This window comes from Falsiroseomonas algicola (genome assembly GCF_011040385.1).
In the GTDB taxonomy this organism is placed as follows: domain Bacteria; phylum Pseudomonadota; class Alphaproteobacteria; order Acetobacterales; family Acetobacteraceae; genus Falsiroseomonas; species Falsiroseomonas algicola.
In genome coordinates this window covers 731,664-747,744 of the sequence record NZ_JAAIKB010000001.1, presented here as the reverse complement: position 1 = coordinate 747,744, position 16,081 = coordinate 731,664, and the positions used below count along the sequence as shown (strand labels likewise).

Here is a 16,081-nt window from a genome sequence, read left to right as displayed (position 1 = left end):
GGCGGCGAGGGGGCTCAATCCGGGGGCGGGATGGATCGGCTGAGGGGGTGGGCGCGGGCGCTGAAGCGGCAGGCGATCCTGCTGTGGCTGGCGGCGCGGGATGCGCGCGTGCCCTGGGCGGCGCGGCTGCTGGCGGCGGGGATCGCGGCCTATGCCTTCTCCCCCATCGACCTGATCCCGGATGTCATCCCGGTGCTGGGGCTGCTGGATGAGCTGGTGCTGCTGCCCGGCCTGGTGTGGCTGGTGCTGCGGATTATCCCGCCGGGGCTGAAGGCGGAGCTTTCGGCGAAGGCCAGCGCCATCGCCGAACGCCCCGTGAGCCGGGCGGGCGCGATGGCGGTGGTGGCGCTGTGGGTGGCGCTGGGGGCCGCGGCGCTGTGGTGGTGGCTGGGTTGAGGGATCAGCCCTGGCGCCAGGCGGGGAAGGGGTCCTGGAAGCGGCCCCAGGCCTTGGGGCCGCCGCGCATCTCGTCCTCCGTCAGCAGGCAGGCATCGAGGGCGCGGCGCAGCGCGGCTTCCTCCATGCCCACGCCGATGAAGACGATCTCCTGCCGCCGGTCGCCGAAGGGTTCCTGCCAATTGGCCATGACGCCGCGGCGCCATTCGGGATTGTCGGGCCAGCGCTCCCGCGGCTGGGCGGCCCACCAGAAGCCCGCGGCCTCATGCCGCCCGACCGCGCCGGCCAGCTGCCAGGACCCCGCCCAGGGCATGCGGGTGGCGAGCCAGAAGAAGCCCTTGGCGCGGATCACGCCGGGCAGGTCGCCCTCGATCAGGCGCTTGAAGCGGGCGGGGTGGAGCGGGCGTCGGGCGCGCCAGACGAAGCTGGTGATGCCGAATTCCTCGCTTTCCGGCAGGTGCTGGCCGGAGAGCGCCTGCGCCCAGCCGGCGGCCTGGGAGGCGCTGGCGAAGTCGAAGCGGCCGGTTTCCAGCACATGGCGCAGCGGCACCTGGCCCTGGACGCTGGCCACGATCTCCGCCCGCGGGTTGAAGGTGGCGAGGATGCCGGCGAGACGTCCCATCTCCTCCGGCGTGACGCGGTCCGCCTTGTTCACGACGATGACGTCGGCGAATTCCACCTGCTCCACCAGCAGGTCGACCAGCAGGCGCGTATCCTCCTCCCCGGTCGCCTGGCCGCGGGCGCGGAGGCTGTCGGCGCTGCCGTAATCCGCGAGGAAGGCGGCGGCGTCCACCACCGTCACCATCGTGTCGAGGCGCGCGATGTCGGAGAGGGAGAAGCCATCCTCCGTCCTGAAGTCGAAGGTGGCGGCGACGGGCATGGGCTCGGAGATGCCGGTGCTCTCGATCAGCAGGGCGTCGAAGCGGCCTTCCCTGGCGAGCTTCGTCACCTCCTGCATCAGATCCTCCCGCAGCGTGCAGCAGATGCAGCCGTTGGACATCTCGACCAGGCGTTCCTCGGTGCGGGAGAGGTTGCTGGCATTGCCGACCAGGGCGGCGTCGATGTTCACCTCCGACATGTCGTTGACGATGACGGCGACGCGGCGGCCCTCCCGGTTCGCCAGGACATGGTTCAGCAGCGTCGTCTTGCCGGCGCCGAGGAAGCCGGAGAGCACGGTGACGGGCAGGCGGCGATCGGCACTCATGGCGCGGGGAACCGGCCGGGCTCGTCGAGGCAGAGGACGAGGCGGAGCGGCGCGTCATCGGGGTTGGGGGGCGATCGGTGGATGCAGCCATTGCCGGCATTGCCGGGCCAGGCCTCCCCCTTGAGGACCGCGACGTCGCCGGTGCCGAGGCGTTCGGGCTGCATCATCAGGTGGGCGGGGTCGAGCCGGCGGGCGAGGGCGGCGCCGCCGGTGAGGTCGAGCCATTCGGTGCCCGGGCCGGCATAGGTGCAGAGCAGGCGGAGCCCGACCGCATCGGCGTGCCAGCGATGGCAGCCGCGGCCGCGCAGCGCCTCCAGCCGGATGCGGACCCGGTCCTGGCCGACCAGGGCGGCGAAGGTGGTGGCCAGCGCCGCGATGTCGGCGCGCAGCATCTCCGGCAGTGGCAGGTTACGGGCGAGGGTGGCGAGGGCCGCGTCCGGCGCATCCTCCGCGATCGCGACGAAGGGGCCTCGGGCCAGCAGGGGCGTCAGGCCGGCGAAGAGGCAGACCGGCAGGGCGCGGTGCCAGGCCGCCACGTTGCTGCCATCCCGCAGCACGGGGGCGAGGGCGGCCATGGCGGAAAGGGGGGAGGGGCTGTCGGCGAGGTCGAGCGGCATCACGGCGTGTCCGAATGGTACAGTATAACATAACTGATGCGATCCCGGCTGCAAGGGCGAGGTGACGGGCGCGTGACTGGACGGCAGCGATGCTGTCGGGATAGATAGGCAAATGACTAACCATCAGGCGGTGCTGGACCGCGCCTTCCATGCCCTGTCGGACCCGACCCGCCGCGCCATCGTGGCGCGGCTGGTGCAGGGGCCGGCTTCCGTCTCCGACCTTGCCGCGCCGTTCACCCTGGCCATGCCGACGCTGCTGCAGCACCTGCGGGTGCTGGAGGGCAGCGGGCTGGTGGCCAGCCGCAAGACCGGGCGGGTTCGCACCTGCACGCTGAATGCGGCGGCGCTGGCGGAGACGGAGCAGTGGCTGGCGCGGCAGCGCGCGGCCTGGGAGGGGCGGCTGGACCGGCTGGAGGCCCTCGCCCTGCAACTGCACAAGGAGGAGAACGACCATGGCTGACGCGGCCCAGGATCTCGACCTGGTCTTCACCCGCGTGGTGGCGGTGCCGCCCCGGCTGGTCTGGCGCTGCTGGACGGAGCCCGCGCTGCTGGTGCGCTGGTTCACGCCGCATCCCTGGAAGACGATCCATGCGGAGGTGGACCTTCGCCCCGGCGGCATCTTCCACACCGTGATGGAAAGCCCCGAGGGCCAGGTGATGGATGAGCCGCCGGGCTGCTGGCTGGAGGTGGTGCCGCATTCCCGCCTGGTCTGGACGGATGCGCTGCTGCCCGGCTTCCGGCCGCGGCCCAACCCCTTCGTCACGGCGGTGCTGACCTTCGAGGAAGTGGCCGAGGGCACGCGCTACACCGCGCGCGTCATGCACAAGGACGATGCGGACCGGGAGCGGCACGCGGCGATGGGGTTCGAGCATGGCTGGGGCGCGGCGCTGGACCAGTTGGTCGGCGTGGCGCGGGGGCTGGAGGCTTGACCCTTCCCTGACCGCCCCCGATCTGCCGCCCACGCAACGACGGGAGAGGCGGGATGGCGATCGGCAGGCGGGTGGTGATGGGCGCGGCGGCGGGGTTGCTGGCCTCGCCCGCCCTGGCGCAGCCGGCCAGGCGGCCACGCGGGCCCTTCTGGCCGGGTGGTGCGCGCCTCGCCATCGGCGTCTGCATGATGTTCGAGGCCGATGGCGGCCAGCCCGCCATGTGGCAGAACGGCCCGCCCGGCACGCCCCAGGCGGGGCAGCGCTTCCCGAACCTGCCGATGATCCAGGGCCGCACCTATGGCGCAAAGGAAGGCGTGCCGCGGCTGCTGGACCTGTTCGACCGCCTCGGCATCCGCGTCTCCTCCTTCATGATCGGGGAGAGCATCCGCCGCTATCCGGAGCTGGCGCGGGAGATCGTGGAGCGCGGGCATGAGGCCGGCGGCCGCGCCATCCGCCACGCGCCACAATACCACCTGCCGAAGGCCCAGGAGCGGGAGTTCCTGCGGGAGGGGTTCGAGGCGCTGCGGAATGCGACCGGCCTCTGGCCCAAGGGCTTCAACGCGCAGGGGCTGCAGGGCAGCGTGAACACCAACGACCTGCTGCAGGAACTCGGCCTCATCTACTCCATCGACGACCGTTCCCGCGACGAGCCCTGGATCCAGGTGGTGAATGGCGACAAGGAGCTGTGCCTGGTGCCCTATATGGGGCACGTCAACGACCTCAACTTCTTCCAGAACCAGCAGCGCAGCCTGGACGATTACGAGCAGATGCTGCGGCAGGAATTCGAGGTGCTCTACGAGGAAGGCGCGACCCGCCGGCGGATGATGAGCGTGCCGCTGCATGATTTCGTCGCGGGGCGGCCGGCGGTGATCCCCTCCGTCCAGCGCTTCCTGGATTGGGCGGGGAAGCACCCTGGCGTGTGGTTCGCGCGGCGGGACGAGATCGCGGAATGGGCGCTGGGGCCGGGGCGCGCGCTGACGCCGCGGGATGCGCCGGTGCTGCCGGGGTGATGCGGCCTGCGTAGCCGCCTCGCGATTTTGCGCGCTCGCCGGCTTCGGGTACAGCTTGCCGGCAAACGCGTTGCGTGTCGGCGATGAACTGGCACGCTGCTCCCCGCCGGGAAGGCACAGCGCCGCGCCACCGCTCCTTGCCAAGCGGCATCGAAGCTCCTCATGGTCACTTGATGACGAGCACGCGCTTACCGGGCACACCCCGTTCCATGCTCCGCCTCGCGACGAAGCTCCTCGCCATCGCGATGCTCACGGCGAACACCGCCTGCTCGCGCCTTCCGCCGCCCTGGGTGCCGCCGGCAGGCGAGGCCCGACCTTATCGGGGAATGCCGACTGGCCTGGCCTTCTCGCCCGACGGCAACCGACTTGCCATCACCTTCGCCACCACCCGCCGCTCGCCGGTTGGGCCGCCCTTCGTGGTCCATCACGACGGCTTCGTCATCGTCGATGCGCAGGACCTGCGAACAGTCGCGGTGCAGGATGCGACGCCCGGCAGCATCCAGGCGGTCGCGCTCTCCGATGATGGCGGCCGGCTGCTCGCGCTCTGGCGGTGCCACGGCGGCGCACGGGGTTCGGGTAACTGCGACGAGGACGGGGTGTTCGAGCACCGCGTCGGCGAACCCGGCCGCATCCTTCTTCTGCGCGAGTCGCGCGGTTCGGATGGGCGTCTCCACGCCTTGTCCTACGACGGCACGGGCCGCGCCGTGGCGCTCGCAGCCGCAACCTGTCGGTACATCCATGGAATGGGCGGTCAGTGCAGCGACTACCGGCTGCTAGCGGCAGACCATCAGGACGCGACGGCGCCGCGAGAACTCGGCAGCTGGCCCGTACATTTTGCGACGAGTGCCCCGCCGCAGCTTGGGCGTGACGGGACGGTGCGGCTTTACGGCAATGGGAGCGAGATGCTGCTGCGCGTCGGAGAGGCTGCGCGGATCCTCAGGTCGGGCGAGCGCTGGCTTGGCCTCGTCGGGCGCCACTCCGCCGTTGGCGCGGGCGGGCGGGTGGTCGTGGCCGCCGAGACGATGGATCTGTCGGAGCCCCGCCCGAAAGACAGGCTCGTGGTGGTTCGGCCCGGACCGGGCGCGACGAGCAGCGTGTTGCCCGTCACGGAGTTCGACGCGGATATCGGCCACGTCGCGATGTCGGCGGATGGGGCAAGGGCGGCTTTCATCGCGACGCCCCTCGAAGGCACCGATCCGCAACCGGCGCTTCACATCGTGGATCTGTCGGATAGCGGTAACCCCGCGGTGCGGCGGACCGATATCCTTGCGCGCCATGGCCTCGGCCGCACGATGCATGCGACCCGCATGACGACCGACGAGCTCCTTTCGCGGCTCCGGGCCCTTCTTGACGCCAGGCGGCTCAGCGATGTCGAGGCTGTCGGCACGACGCTCGGGCTTCGGCCGGTCCTCGACCTGCCCCTCACGGATGGCCAGGGCTGGCGCTTCGTGGGCGAGCTCTCGCCGGCTGGGCAAGAGGTCCTGCTCGCGCTGCGCACGGACTGGAGCAACGTCGGCCAGTCGGTGGCGCGCCTCTACATGTCGCTGGGCGGCGTGGCGGGCCCGTGCCTGACCACGGAGGCCGTGGCGCGGGTGTTCGGTGAGCCGATCGAGAACGATCCGCCCTACACGGCGCCCCCGGGTTGGCCGCCGCGCCAGCCGCGCTGGAGCATGGCGTACCGGACGGCCGGGACTTCGGTGGGTGTCAGCTTCGGTCGCGGCTACTGCGCCTGGGCCCTCAGCCTGAATCAGGCCTTCCGTCGTTGACACCCAAGCGGATGGCCACAGCCTCCTGAACCATGCGTGACGCGGCGTAGGGCGACGACAGCCATTGGCGGGCCAACGGGCGCCATTGCGGCTACTGGCACGCCTACCCCGCCCGCAACGCCCCCTCCGCCACCACCAGCCGGCGCCCATGGAATTGCGCGACCGCGGGCCGGTGGGCGATGGAGAGCACCGCTGTCCCCGGCAGGCGCTCCGCGACCAGGCGGTAGAGCGCTTCCTCCCCGGCGGGGTCCAGGCTCGCCGTCGCCTCGTCCAGGAACAGGAAGTCGGGCTTCACCAGCAGGGCGCGGGCGATGGCCAGGCGCTGCTGCTCGCCGCCGGAGAGGCGCCGGTCCCAGGCATCCTCCTCATCCAGCCGGTCCAGCAGATGCGGCAGGCCGGCGGCGGAGAGGGCCTCGCGCACGGCGTCGTCGGGCACCGTCGTGGCGTCCAGCGGGTAGCAGACGGCGCGGCGGAGGCCGCCCAGCGGCAGATAGGGGCGCTGCGGCAGGAAGAGGGCGCGGGCGCCGTCGGGGATGTGGGCGGTGCCCTGGCCGAAGGGCCAGATGCCGGCCAGGGCCCGGAACAGCGTGGATTTCCCGCTGCCGGAGGCGCCGGAGATCAGCACGGCCTCCCCCTTCTCCAGCCGCAGCGAGACATCGCGCAGCAGCACGCGGCCGCCGGGCAGGCTGATGGTGACGTCGTCCAGCACTACCGCAGGATCGGCGCCGGGGGCCACGCGCACGCCATCGGTGGCGGCGCGGGCGGCCTCGATGGCCTGGCGGAAGCCGGTCAGGCGCTCCACCGTCGCGCGCCATTCCGTCAGGCGGGCGTAGTTGTCCACGAACCAGGACAGCGCGCCCTGCACCTGCCCGAAGGCGCTGCTGGTCTGGATCAGGCCGCCCAGCGGGATGCGGCCGGCGAAATATGCGGGGGCGGCGACGACGATCGGGAAGATGCTGGCCACCTGCGTGAAGCCCGCGGTGAAGAAGGTGAGGCGCTTGGTGGCGGTCATGATCGCCCACCAGTTCTCCGTCAGCGCCTGGAAGCGGGCGAGCAGGCCGCGCTTCTCATCCGCCTCGCCCTGGTGGAGGGCCACGCCCTCCACATTGTCCCGCAGCCGCACCAGGGCGTAGCGGAAATCGGCCTCCACGCGCTGCTGCAGGAAGTTCAGCCGGATCAGCGGCCGGCCGATCAGATGGGCGATCCAGGTGCCGAGCGCGGAATAGAGGATGGCGACCCAGACCATGTAGCCGGGGATGGTGATGCCGAAGACCTCGAGCGGCCCCGACAGCGACCAGAGCACGAGGATGAAGGAGAACAGCGTGACGACGCTGTTCATCAGCCCGAGGCCGAGCGACAGCGTGTCATCCACGAAGAGGCGGAGGTCGTCGGCAAGCCGCTGGTCGGGGTTGTCGGTCTGCGGGTCCGTCAGCGCGATGCGGTAATAGGCGCGGTCGGCCAGCCAGCGATCCAGGTAGTCCCGCGTCAGCCAGCGGCGCCAGCGGATCTGCAGCGCCTGGCGGAGATAGAGCTGGTAGACCGCGATCAGGATGTAGGCGACGGCGACGACGGTGAAGCCCGGGAACCAGGTGCCGTCGGCCTCGCCGCCGAGGAACAGCAGCGACCAGAAGGTGGCGGCGTCCTTCTGCTCCAGCGTGTTGTAGAAGGCGCGCTGCCAGTAGGTGAGCACCACCGTCATGCCGACCAGGGACAGGTTCAGGACGATGACGGCGATGAGGAGGAGGAGGCCGCGGCCTCGTTCCTCGCTGACCCAGTAGGGGCGCGTCAGCGTCCATGCATCATGCAGGAAGGAACCGAGGCGGCGCATGGGCGGGAATCCAGGGGAAGGACCCCGGCATTATCAGGGGGCGCGCAGTGCCCCGTCCATCCGCGCGCGCCATTCGGCGATGCGGCGCCTGTTCACGCCGAAATCGGAATAGCCGACCAGGCTGCGGGAATAGAGGAAGAGGCCGGAGCCGCCGGGCAGGGGCACGATCTGCCCGACCACGATGTCCGGGAAATTGGCGAAGCGGGTGCGCACCACCCACTGCACCTGCCGCCGGTCCGGCCATTCCGCCAGCTTCCAGGTCCGCGCCTCGCCCTCGCCCAGCATGCGCAGCGCCGCCCAGGCGGCCTCCGGGGAGACGGGCAGCAGCGGCGTCATCTCATGCCGTTCCGGCGTGGAGCCTGCCGGCGCGGCAAGATGCGCGTTGGGGGAGGGGGGCAGGACCAGGCCGTTGAAGTCGATCGGCTCGGCGGGCGGCAGGCCGGCGGTGCCGCGGCCCATCAGCAGGGTGAGCGTGCTCATGAGGCTGGCTTTCGAAGGCGGATGACGCCGCGGATCTCGGCATCGGGGTCGACAGGCTTGCCCTTGCGCAGCACCTCCACCTGCCCGGCCTTGGCGAGGCGGATGGCGGCGGCGCGGACGGGGCCCATCAGGCGGCGCCAGGCCTCCTCCTCCGGCGCCAGGGCGCGGGCGACCTCGCTTGGGCAGATGCTCTTCCCGATGCCGCGCTCGCTGGTCTGGCGGAGGATCTCAGCCTCCAGCGCTTCCGTGCTGGTCATGGCACGAGCCAGGTGGAGGCGAGGGCGCCGCCGGCGTCCCAGTCGAAGCGCGCACGGCGATGGCCGCTGGCGGCGAGATGCAGGGATTCGAGGCGGGCGAGGTGCAGGATCACGACGCAGAAATGCGGCCGCCCTGCCTCGCTGTCCAGCGGCGCGGGGGGCGGCGCCGGCACGGGTTGGCCGGGGGCGGGGGTGATCGCGTAGCACATGCGGCTGAACTCCCGGCTGGCGGCCCAGGCGGCATCCGCCACCGCATCGTCCCGGTGCAGGGTGGCGCGACCGGAGAGGCGAAGCTGCAGCTGCGCGGCCGCATCATAGAACAGCAGCGCGGCGCGTGGTTCCGCCGCCAGCTCCGCGACCTTGCCAGCCCGCGCATCCGTGTGCAGGCGAAGCTGCCGGGCGGCGGGGTCGAGGCCGCGCAGCACCACGGTGCGGGCCTGCGGGGCGCCATCCAGGCCCGTCGTCGCCAGGACGGGGGTGTGGAAGGCGTGGCGGCGGTCGGCGACGCCGCGGGCGATCAGCGCCAGCGCCCAGGCCAGCGTATCCTGGAGCGTGCCGGGGCCGGGGTCCCGGCTCATGCTCTCCGGATCGCCGCGGCCAGCGCGATGCCGCTATCCACCGCGGCCTCGGCGCGCGCATCGATCGCCCAGTCCCCGCCGGCGCCGAGGCCGAGCGTCGGGTCCCAGAGGCAGGGCGCGCCGAGCGGCTTTTCCACGAGGGCGTAGCGCCAGCGATGCGCGAGCTTGACGAGCGTCGGCGGCAGGGGCTGGCCGACCAGCTTCTCCAGCGCATCATGGAGAAGCTGCGCGACCTCCGCCGGGCGGCGTTCCAGATGGTCGCGGGACCAGTCCGCGCTGGCCTGGACGACCCAGTTCTCCTGCTCCGCCACGCGGCCGGGCTTGGAACTGTCCCGCGCCGCCCAGGCGATGGGCCCGCCGGTGAGACGCAGCGTGTCGGGCAGGGGGATGCGGGTGGGGAAGGCCAGCATCACCGTCCAGCAGGGCGCCATGACGACGCCTTCCAGCACATGGGCGAGGTGCGGCGCCGGCCCGGCCAGCAGCGGCACGGCCTGGGGGGAGGGCACGGTGAGGGCGATGGCGTCGAAGGGACCATCCTCCTCCGGCGGGCCTTCCGGCAGGGGGGCGCCGGGGGTGATCAGCGTGCCGTCGTGGTGGCGGAGCATCCAGGCGCCGGGGCTGCCCGTGATCTCCACGACCTGGCGGTTCACGGCGATGTCGAGGCCATCGGCCAGGCCGCGGCCGATGGTCGCCATGTTGGGGCGCCCGACCTTGCGGCTGTCATCCGGCCAGGGCATCGCGCGCGTCACGTCGAGCACGGCCGCGAAATGCGCGCCGCGCGCCGTCAGGTACTGCGCACCATGGTCGAAGGCGTGGGTCACGCCCTCCACCTCCACCCGCCGCGTGGCCAGGCGGCCGCCGGGGCGGCGGCTCTTCTCGAAGAGGCGCACGCGCGCGCCATGGGCTTCGAGCGACTTGGCGCAGGCCATGCCGGCCAGGCCGGCGCCGACGATGGCGATGTTCTGAGGGACCATGGCTGCGTGTATGGCGCGGCGCGGCGGGGAGGCAAGGGGCGAAGCCGGATGCCGCGGGGCGTGCCGGATTCCGCCGGCGAGTCGTGCCGAGGCGGCCAGCGCCCGGTCCTGGGGCGACGGCCCCTGCCGGGGCCGACCGCCCTTCTGGCGTTGGTCGCGGACGACTCCGTGAACGTCCCTTGTTAATGGGATGTTAAGGGTCGCCATCGGCGGATGCAGGGCATGCGGCTTTCGCGTCACAGGGCGGCGCGCCCCAGTCTGCTCACGCAGTCGTGGCGCCTGCCGGCCGTACCATCCACCCGTCGCGGCGCTAGGGTGGTTCCTGCAAAGGGAACATCATGGCACCGGCCCGCCAGGTACTGCTCGTCGAGGATGATCCGCTGGTCCGCATGACCCTCGTGGAGGGGCTGGCGGATTCGGGGTTCGATGTGCTGGAGGCCGAGGATGCGGAGACCGCGCTCCGTGTGCTGGCCCACCATCCCGACGTCGCGCTGCTGCTGACGGACATCAACCTGCCGGGCGCCGATGGCTTCGCGCTGGCGCGTGCGGCGCGGGTGCTGCGGCCCGACCTGCCGGTGATCTACGCTTCCGGCCGGCTGCGCGCGGCGGAGCCCGGGCGGGCGCTGCCGGATGCGCCCTTCCTCGCCAAGCCCTTCAGCGTGGCCTGCGCGGCGGCGACCATCGCCGGCGCGATGCGGCCGGGGGCCTAACCGGCGCGGGCCAGCACCGCGTCGATGAAGCCCTGGGTGGCGCCGAGGTAGCCGGCAGGGTCGGTCAGCCGTGCGATGCCGGCCTGGTCCAGATGAGCGGTCACGCGCGGGTCGCGTGCCAGGGTCTCGTCCAGGGTCGCGCCCTCGGCCAGCGCCACGTCGCAGGCGTGGTGGACCACGTCATGCGCCACGCCCCGGCCAAGCAGGGGGGCGAGGCCCATCATCACCGCCTCCGCCACGATCAGCCCGCCGGAGGCATCGAGGTTGCGGCGCATGCGGGCGGCGTCCACGACCAGCCCCTCCGCGATCAGCAGCGCCTGGGCCATGGCGCCGTGCGCGTGCAGGAAGATGGGGGCGAGGGCCAGCTGCTCGATCTGCATCGGCCCGGCGCCGCGTTCATGGTCATGCGCCATGGCGCCCAGCACCTGCGGCACCAGCGCCTGCGCCGCCCGGGCCTGGGCGATGACGTATTCGCAGGCGATCGGGTTGCGCTTCTGCGGCATGGTGGAGGATCCGCCGCGGCCGGGGGCGGCGGGCTCGCTGGCTTCCGACACCTCCGACTGCATCAGCAGCATCACGTCGGTGGCGGGCTTGGCCAGCACGCCGCAGAGCATGCCGAGCCAGCAGGCGGCTTCCGCCGTGCCGTCACGGGCGACGTGCCAGGGGATGGCGGGCAGCACCAGGTCCAGTTCCCGGGCCAGCTCCGCCGCACAGGCCTGGCCCTTGTCGCCGAGCGAGGCGAGGGTGCCGACGGCGCCGCCGAATTGCAGCTTCAGGATGCGGGGCAGGGCCTGGGCCAGGCGTTCGCGCATGGTCACCAGCGGGTCGAGCCAGAGCGCGGCCTTGTAGCCGAAGGTGATGGGCAGGGCCTGCTGCGCATGGGTGCGGCCGGCCATGACGGTGTGGCGATGCGCCTGCGCCAGCCTGGCGAAGGCGGCGATCAGGCGATCGAGGTCGGCGGCGATCAGGGCGAAGGCATCGCGCATCTGCAGGACCAGCGCGGTGTCCACGATGTCCTGCGTCGTGGTGCCCCAATGGGTCCAGCGGCCGGCATCAGGACCGGCGGCGGCGGAAAGCTGCTTCACCAGCCCGACCACGGGGAAGCCGGTGTTGCGGGTGGCGGCGGCTAGCGCCGGGATGTCGATGATCTCGACGCGCGCGGCTTCGGTGATGGCGGCGGCGGCCTCGGCCGGGATCATGCCGAGGCGTGCCTGGGCGCGGGCGAGCGCCGCTTCGGTGTCCAGCATGCGCTGGAGGAAGGCGCGTTCCCCCATGGCGGCGCGCATGGCGTCGGTGCCGTAGACGGCGCCGAAGACGGGGCCATCGGCGGGGGAGACGGTCATGGGGAGTGCTCCAACTTGGGGTGGAGCGCGTGACCCCCACCCCGACCAGCCTTCGGCGTTGCGGCAGTGCCGCAACCCCCCGCAAGCGCGGGGGAGGGAGCCTCAGACGTCCAGGAAGACCGTCTCGCCTTCGCCCTGCAGGACGATGTCGAGGGTCCAGACGCCGGCGCCGGCGGGCTTCGCGACCAGCGTCGCGCGGCGGGCGGGGTCGTCCACCATCGTCAGGACCGGGTCGGTGGCGTTGAGCGCCTCGCCCTCGAAATAGGCGCGGGTCACGACATGCTTCATCAGGCCGCGGGCGAAGACCGTGACGGTGATGTGCGGGGCCTGGGTCGCATTGCCGAGGCCGGGGACGGGGCCGGGCTTCAGCGTGGTGAAGCGGTAGCGGCCGTCATTGTCGGTCGCGCAGCGGCCGAAGCCGTGGAAGCCGGCTTCATAGGCGCCGTCGGGGCCGGCCTGCCAGATCTCGACCAGCCCATCGACGACGGGCGCGCCATCGCCATCGGTGATGCGGCCGGTCAGCGTGATGCGGTCGCCCTCCACGCCGGCATTCGGGCCATCGGCGCGAAGCAGGTCGGCCCATTCCGGGAAATCGATCATGTGCCAGTAGGGGCCGGCGGTCTGGTGCGCGGTCGCGGGTGTCATGGCGCGTCCCCCTCAGGCATTCTCGAAGGGCGTGGCGTCGCGGCCGCGCAGCACGATGTCGAAGCGGTAGCCGAGCGCCCATTCGGGCTTGGTGATCTCGAGGTCGAAGGTGGAGACAAGGCGGTTGCGCGCGGCCTCGTCCGCCGTGGTGTTGAAGATCGGGTCGAGCGCCAGCAGCGGATCGCCCGGGAAGTACATCTGGGTGATCATGCGCTGCGCCCAGCCCGCGCCGTGCAGGCCGAAATGGATGTGGATGGGCCGCCAGGCGTTCCAGTGGTTCCGCCAGGGATAGGCGCCCGGCTTGATGCTGGTGAAGGAATAGCGGCCCTCGGCATCCGTGAAGATGCGGGCGCGGCCTTCGAAGTTGGGGTCGAGCGGCGCGTCGTGCTGGTCGCGCGGATGGTGGTAGCGGCCCGACGCATTGGCCTGCCAGACCTCCACCATGGTGTTGGCGCAGGGGCGGCCATCCTCATCCGTCACGCGGCCGGCGACGATGATGCGCTCGCCAAGCGCACCGCGGCCGCCCACCTGGCTCATATCCGCCTGGGTCGCGTAGAAGCGCTGGTCGAAACGCGGCGCGCTGGTCTCGGTCAGCGTGTGCGGGACGCGCAGCAGGGCCTGCTTCGGGTGGCGCTTATGCGTGCTGCCATAGGACGGCGCGTCGTAGGGCGGCTGGGTCGCCGGGTCGGGGCGACGATAGGGGATTGGGTCGCTCATCGGCGATCACCCTTCCTTCAGGACGTTCTTCGCGATCTTAAACGCGGAATTGGCCGTTGGCACCCCGGCATAGGCGCCGACCTGCAGCAGCACCTCCCCGATCTCCTCCGGCGTCACGCCGGTGTTGCGGGTGGCGCGCACATGGAGTTCGAACTCCTCATGCCGGCCGAGCGCCGCCATCATGCCGAGGCAGAGCAGGCTGCGGGTGTGGCGGGGCAGGCCGGGGCGGGTCCAGACGCCGCCCCAGACATTGGCCGTGATCCATTCCTGGAAGGCGGCATCGAGGGGCGTGATGTTGGCGGAAGCGCGCGCGACATGCGCCTCCCCGAGGACCGATTTGCGGATGCCCATGCCGGCATCGTAGCCCGGCGCGGGGGCGAAGGCGGCGAAGTGGCCGGTGATGACGGCGGTGGTGTCGGCCGCGCGTTCGAAGGTCGGGATGTGCCCGCCTTCCGGAATCTCGACATAGCGGCTGCCGGGGATGGCGTCCTGGATGGCGCGGGACATCTCGGGCGGGGTCGCGATGTCCATGGTGCCGACGGCGACCGTGGTGGGGCAGGTGATCTTCCCCGCGACATCGACCGCGCGGGCATCGCGCAGCGCGGCGGCGGAGCCCGCATAGCCGCGGCGGTCCGTGCGCAGCAGCATCTGGCGCAGGCCCTGGGAGGAGGCGAGGGAGGGATCCACCACCCAGCGCGGCATCACCACTTCCACCAGCGCCTGGGTGCCGATCTCCAGCACCGCGTCGATGCGGTCCTGCCAGGCCTGGGGCGGCGGGAATTCCAGCGCGGTGTCCATCAGGATCAGCGACGCGACGCGATCCGGCGCCAGCACCGCCAGTTCCATCGCGATGCGCCCGCCGATGGAAAGGCCCAGCACATGAGCCTTGGCGATGCCGAGCGAATCGAGCAGCGCGATCGCGTCCCGCGCATGCAGCGCCATGGAGTAGTCGCCATCGGTGACGCCGGACATGCCGTGGCCCCGCATGTCCATGCGGATGACGCGGTAGTGGCGCGACAGCGACGCAGCCTGCGGGTCGAAGACGTGCAGCGAGGTGCCGATGGAATGCAGCATCAGGAGGGGCGGCGCTTCCGCCGGACCCTCCACCACCGCATGCACCACGATGTCCCCGAGTTGCAGAAACATCCTCGATCCCCACCCCTGCCCGCGACGATGCGTATCACTTCATCGCGCAGCGCGGGAGTGATCTGGGAACTGGTTCCAGACGCGTTCCGAATTCGTCCGTGTCAGACGCGCTCCAGCACCATCGCGATTCCCTGGCCGACGCCGATGCACATCGTCACGAGGGCATAGCGCTGCTGGCGATGATGCAGTTCGGCAACCGCCGTCTGCACCAGGCGCGCGCCACTCATCCCCAGCGGGTGGCCGAGCGCGATCGCACCACCGTTGGGGTTCACGAATTCGGCATCATCCGGCAGGCCGAGGTCGCGCGTGACGGCGAGCGCCTGCGCGGCGAAGGCTTCGTTCAATTCGATCACGGCAATGTCGGAAAGCGAAAGCCCTGCCTTGGCCAGCACCTTCTTCACCGCCGGCGCGGGGCCGAAGCCCATGATGCGCGGCGCGACGCCAGCGGTCGCGGTCGCGACGACGCGGGCGCGCGGCGTCAGGCCGGATTTCGCGGCCATCGCCTCGTTCGCGAGGATGATGGCGCAGGCGCCGTCATTGACGCCCGAGGCATTGCCCGCGGTGACGCTGCCGCCTTCCTTGCGGAAGGGCGTGCCGAGCTTGGCCAGCGCCTCCATCGTCGTGTCGGGGCGGGGATGCTCGTCCTTGTCCACCACGATGGGGTTGCCCTTCCGCTGCGGGATGGAGACCGGGACGATCTCCTCCGCGAAGCGGCCGCTGGCCATGGCGCGGCCTGCCCGTTGCTGGGAACGGAAGGCGAAGGCGTCCTGGTCAGCGCGGTTCACGCGAAAATCCTGCGCGACGTTCTCGGCCGTCTCCGGCATGGAATCGATGCCGAAGGCCGCCTTCATCTTCGGGTTCACGAAGCGCCAGCCGATGGTGGTGTCGTAGATCTCGGCGGCACGCCCGAAGGCCTCGGTGGACTTGCCCTGCACGAAGGGGGCGCGCGTCATGCTCTCCACGCCGCCGGCCAGCATGAGCTCGGCCTCGCCGGCCTTGATGGCGCGGGCGGCGACGCCGACGGCATCCATGCCGGAGCCGCAGAGGCGGTTGATGGTGGCGCCGGGCAGCGTGTCCGGCAGGCCGGCGAGCAGCAGGGACATGCGGGCGACGTTGCGGTTGTCCTCGCCCGCCTGGTTGGCGCAGCCGAAGATCACGTCATCCACCGCGGCCCAGTCCACGCCGGCGTTGCGCGCCATCAGCGCCTTCAGCGGCACGGCGCCGAGGTCGTCCGGCCGGACATCCTTCAGGGAGCCGGCATAGCGGCCGATGGCGGTGCGGGCGGCGTCGCAGATGAAGGCGTCGGCCATGGTCGGGATCCCTCCGTATGTCGCGCGTTGGTGCCGCCACGGGGCCGCGGCGTCAACAGAGGCCAGGGGCCCCGGCGGGAACCGATGCCGGGGCCCCGGCGGGAAACCGATACCGGGGCGAACCCGCGCGGTTGCCGCGCGTTGCGGCGGGACCGGAACGGAAGGGATCGA

Annotated in this window: 18 protein-coding genes; 6 read left to right on the top strand and 12 right to left on the bottom strand. The window is 71.7% G+C overall.

The genetic code is table 11. The features are described 5' to 3' along the window. The first annotated feature begins 30 nt into the window (after positions 1-30). Positions 31-396, top strand: a complete 366-nt coding sequence (locus G3576_RS03565) for a YkvA family protein (RefSeq protein WP_164692922.1) — start codon at positions 31-33, stop codon at positions 394-396. Between the two features lie 4 nt (positions 397-400). Here the strand turns inward: G3576_RS03565 and zigA are convergent, their stop codons facing one another. Together zigA and G3576_RS03555 are read right to left on the bottom strand one after the other, a co-directional pair. Continuing rightward, positions 401-1,600, bottom strand: coding sequence for a zinc metallochaperone GTPase ZigA (gene zigA, locus G3576_RS03560; RefSeq protein WP_164692921.1), 1,200 nt, complete (start codon positions 1,598-1,600; stop codon positions 401-403). Next, positions 1,597-2,217 carry a DUF1826 domain-containing protein gene (locus G3576_RS03555; protein ID WP_164692920.1) on the bottom strand — a complete coding sequence of 207 codons (621 nt, stop codon included), beginning with the start codon at positions 2,215-2,217 and terminating at the stop codon, positions 1,597-1,599. Before G3576_RS03555 ends, zigA begins: the two co-directional genes overlap by 4 nt. 112 nt (positions 2,218-2,329) lie before the next feature. On the opposite strand from G3576_RS03555, the gene G3576_RS03550 reads away from it, so the two are divergent. The 4 genes from G3576_RS03550 to G3576_RS03535 all read left to right on the top strand — a co-directional run bounded on the left by G3576_RS03550 (position 2,330) and on the right by G3576_RS03535 (position 5,922). Then, positions 2,330-2,677 carry an ArsR/SmtB family transcription factor gene (locus G3576_RS03550; protein ID WP_164692919.1) on the top strand — a complete coding sequence of 116 codons (348 nt, stop codon included), beginning with the start codon at positions 2,330-2,332 and terminating at the stop codon, positions 2,675-2,677. Next, complete coding sequence (locus G3576_RS03545) at positions 2,670-3,146, top strand: SRPBCC family protein (protein WP_164692918.1); 477 nt, start codon at positions 2,670-2,672, stop codon at positions 3,144-3,146. The genes G3576_RS03550 and G3576_RS03545 overlap by 8 nt, the downstream gene beginning before the upstream one ends. A 53-nt stretch (positions 3,147-3,199) precedes the next feature. Further along, positions 3,200-4,156 (top strand): polysaccharide deacetylase family protein, encoded by a 957-nt coding sequence (locus G3576_RS03540; protein WP_164692917.1) that lies wholly within the window; start codon positions 3,200-3,202, stop codon positions 4,154-4,156. 209 nt (positions 4,157-4,365) lie between these two features. Then, complete coding sequence (locus tag G3576_RS03535; protein ID WP_164692916.1) at positions 4,366-5,922, top strand: hypothetical protein; 1,557 nt, start codon at positions 4,366-4,368, stop codon at positions 5,920-5,922. A 103-nt stretch (positions 5,923-6,025) separates the two neighbouring features. Here G3576_RS03535 and G3576_RS03530 read toward each other — a convergent pair whose 3' ends face one another. The 5 genes from G3576_RS03530 to G3576_RS03510 are packed head-to-tail and all read right to left on the bottom strand — an operon-like array spanning position 6,026 to position 10,039. Further along, positions 6,026-7,750 carry an ABC transporter ATP-binding protein/permease gene (locus tag G3576_RS03530; protein WP_164692915.1) on the bottom strand — a complete coding sequence of 575 codons (1,725 nt, stop codon included), beginning with the start codon at positions 7,748-7,750 and terminating at the stop codon, positions 6,026-6,028. 33 nt (positions 7,751-7,783) lie between these two features. Beyond that, positions 7,784-8,230, bottom strand: coding sequence for a DUF1499 domain-containing protein (locus tag G3576_RS03525; RefSeq protein WP_164692914.1), 447 nt, complete (start codon positions 8,228-8,230; stop codon positions 7,784-7,786). Then, positions 8,227-8,487 (bottom strand): DUF3253 domain-containing protein, encoded by a 261-nt coding sequence (locus tag G3576_RS03520; RefSeq protein WP_164692913.1) that lies wholly within the window; start codon positions 8,485-8,487, stop codon positions 8,227-8,229. The genes G3576_RS03525 and G3576_RS03520 overlap by 4 nt, the downstream gene beginning before the upstream one ends. Further along, positions 8,484-9,065 carry a pyridoxamine 5'-phosphate oxidase family protein gene (locus G3576_RS03515; protein ID WP_164692912.1) on the bottom strand — a complete coding sequence of 194 codons (582 nt, stop codon included), beginning with the start codon at positions 9,063-9,065 and terminating at the stop codon, positions 8,484-8,486. The genes G3576_RS03520 and G3576_RS03515 overlap by 4 nt, the downstream gene beginning before the upstream one ends. Further along, positions 9,062-10,039 (bottom strand): NAD(P)/FAD-dependent oxidoreductase, encoded by a 978-nt coding sequence (locus G3576_RS03510; protein WP_164692911.1) that lies wholly within the window; start codon positions 10,037-10,039, stop codon positions 9,062-9,064. Before G3576_RS03510 ends, G3576_RS03515 begins: the two co-directional genes overlap by 4 nt. Before the next feature lie 338 nt (positions 10,040-10,377). On the opposite strand from G3576_RS03510, the gene G3576_RS03505 reads away from it, so the two are divergent. Further along, entirely contained in the window at positions 10,378-10,749 is a 372-nt protein-coding gene (locus G3576_RS03505; RefSeq protein ID WP_164692910.1) for a response regulator, read from the top strand. Here G3576_RS03505 and G3576_RS03500 read toward each other — a convergent pair. From G3576_RS03500 to pcaF, 5 genes are all read right to left on the bottom strand, one after another. After that, on the bottom strand, positions 10,746-12,092 hold the full coding sequence (locus G3576_RS03500; protein ID WP_164692909.1) for a class-II fumarase/aspartase family protein: 1,347 nt from the start codon (positions 12,090-12,092) through the stop codon (positions 10,746-10,748). The two genes, G3576_RS03505 and G3576_RS03500, sit on opposite strands and share 4 nt — an antisense overlap. 102 nt (positions 12,093-12,194) lie before the next feature. Then, positions 12,195-12,737, bottom strand: coding sequence for a protocatechuate 3,4-dioxygenase subunit alpha (pcaG, locus tag G3576_RS03495; RefSeq protein WP_164692908.1), 543 nt, complete (start codon positions 12,735-12,737; stop codon positions 12,195-12,197). 12 nt (positions 12,738-12,749) lie between these two features. Next, positions 12,750-13,454, bottom strand: coding sequence for a protocatechuate 3,4-dioxygenase subunit beta (gene pcaH, locus G3576_RS03490; protein ID WP_164692907.1), 705 nt, complete (start codon positions 13,452-13,454; stop codon positions 12,750-12,752). Positions 13,455-13,460: 6 nt separating this feature from the next. Beyond that, entirely contained in the window at positions 13,461-14,600 is a 1,140-nt protein-coding gene (pcaDC, locus tag G3576_RS03485) for a bifunctional 3-oxoadipate enol-lactonase/4-carboxymuconolactone decarboxylase PcaDC (RefSeq protein ID WP_164692906.1), read from the bottom strand. Between the two features lie 101 nt (positions 14,601-14,701). After that, complete coding sequence (pcaF, locus tag G3576_RS03480) at positions 14,702-15,910, bottom strand: 3-oxoadipyl-CoA thiolase (RefSeq protein ID WP_164692905.1); 1,209 nt, start codon at positions 15,908-15,910, stop codon at positions 14,702-14,704. Between the last annotated feature and the right edge of the window lie 171 nt (positions 15,911-16,081).

Excerpts from the sequence above, each read along its gene's own strand:
- G3576_RS03565 (WP_164692922.1), top strand. The coding sequence starts at position 31 with ATGGATCGGCTGAGGGGGTGGGCGCGGGCGCTGAAGCGGCAGGCGATC.
- zigA (WP_164692921.1), bottom strand. The coding sequence starts at position 1,600 with ATGAGTGCCGATCGCCGCCTGCCCGTCACCGTGCTCTCCGGCTTCCTC.
- G3576_RS03555 (WP_164692920.1), bottom strand. The coding sequence starts at position 2,217 with ATGCCGCTCGACCTCGCCGACAGCCCCTCCCCCCTTTCCGCCATGGCC.
- G3576_RS03550 (WP_164692919.1), top strand. The coding sequence starts at position 2,330 with ATGACTAACCATCAGGCGGTGCTGGACCGCGCCTTCCATGCCCTGTCG.
- G3576_RS03545 (WP_164692918.1), top strand. The coding sequence starts at position 2,670 with ATGGCTGACGCGGCCCAGGATCTCGACCTGGTCTTCACCCGCGTGGTG.
- G3576_RS03540 (WP_164692917.1), top strand. The coding sequence starts at position 3,200 with ATGGCGATCGGCAGGCGGGTGGTGATGGGCGCGGCGGCGGGGTTGCTG.
- G3576_RS03535 (WP_164692916.1), top strand. The coding sequence starts at position 4,366 with ATGCTCCGCCTCGCGACGAAGCTCCTCGCCATCGCGATGCTCACGGCG.
- G3576_RS03530 (WP_164692915.1), bottom strand. The coding sequence starts at position 7,750 with ATGCGCCGCCTCGGTTCCTTCCTGCATGATGCATGGACGCTGACGCGC.
- G3576_RS03525 (WP_164692914.1), bottom strand. The coding sequence starts at position 8,230 with ATGAGCACGCTCACCCTGCTGATGGGCCGCGGCACCGCCGGCCTGCCG.
- G3576_RS03520 (WP_164692913.1), bottom strand. The coding sequence starts at position 8,487 with ATGACCAGCACGGAAGCGCTGGAGGCTGAGATCCTCCGCCAGACCAGC.
- G3576_RS03515 (WP_164692912.1), bottom strand. The coding sequence starts at position 9,065 with ATGAGCCGGGACCCCGGCCCCGGCACGCTCCAGGATACGCTGGCCTGG.
- G3576_RS03510 (WP_164692911.1), bottom strand. The coding sequence starts at position 10,039 with ATGGTCCCTCAGAACATCGCCATCGTCGGCGCCGGCCTGGCCGGCATG.
- G3576_RS03505 (WP_164692910.1), top strand. The coding sequence starts at position 10,378 with ATGGCACCGGCCCGCCAGGTACTGCTCGTCGAGGATGATCCGCTGGTC.
- G3576_RS03500 (WP_164692909.1), bottom strand. The coding sequence starts at position 12,092 with ATGACCGTCTCCCCCGCCGATGGCCCCGTCTTCGGCGCCGTCTACGGC.
- pcaG (WP_164692908.1), bottom strand. The coding sequence starts at position 12,737 with ATGACACCCGCGACCGCGCACCAGACCGCCGGCCCCTACTGGCACATG.
- pcaH (WP_164692907.1), bottom strand. The coding sequence starts at position 13,454 with ATGAGCGACCCAATCCCCTATCGTCGCCCCGACCCGGCGACCCAGCCG.
- pcaDC (WP_164692906.1), bottom strand. The coding sequence starts at position 14,600 with ATGTTTCTGCAACTCGGGGACATCGTGGTGCATGCGGTGGTGGAGGGT.
- pcaF (WP_164692905.1), bottom strand. The coding sequence starts at position 15,910 with ATGGCCGACGCCTTCATCTGCGACGCCGCCCGCACCGCCATCGGCCGC.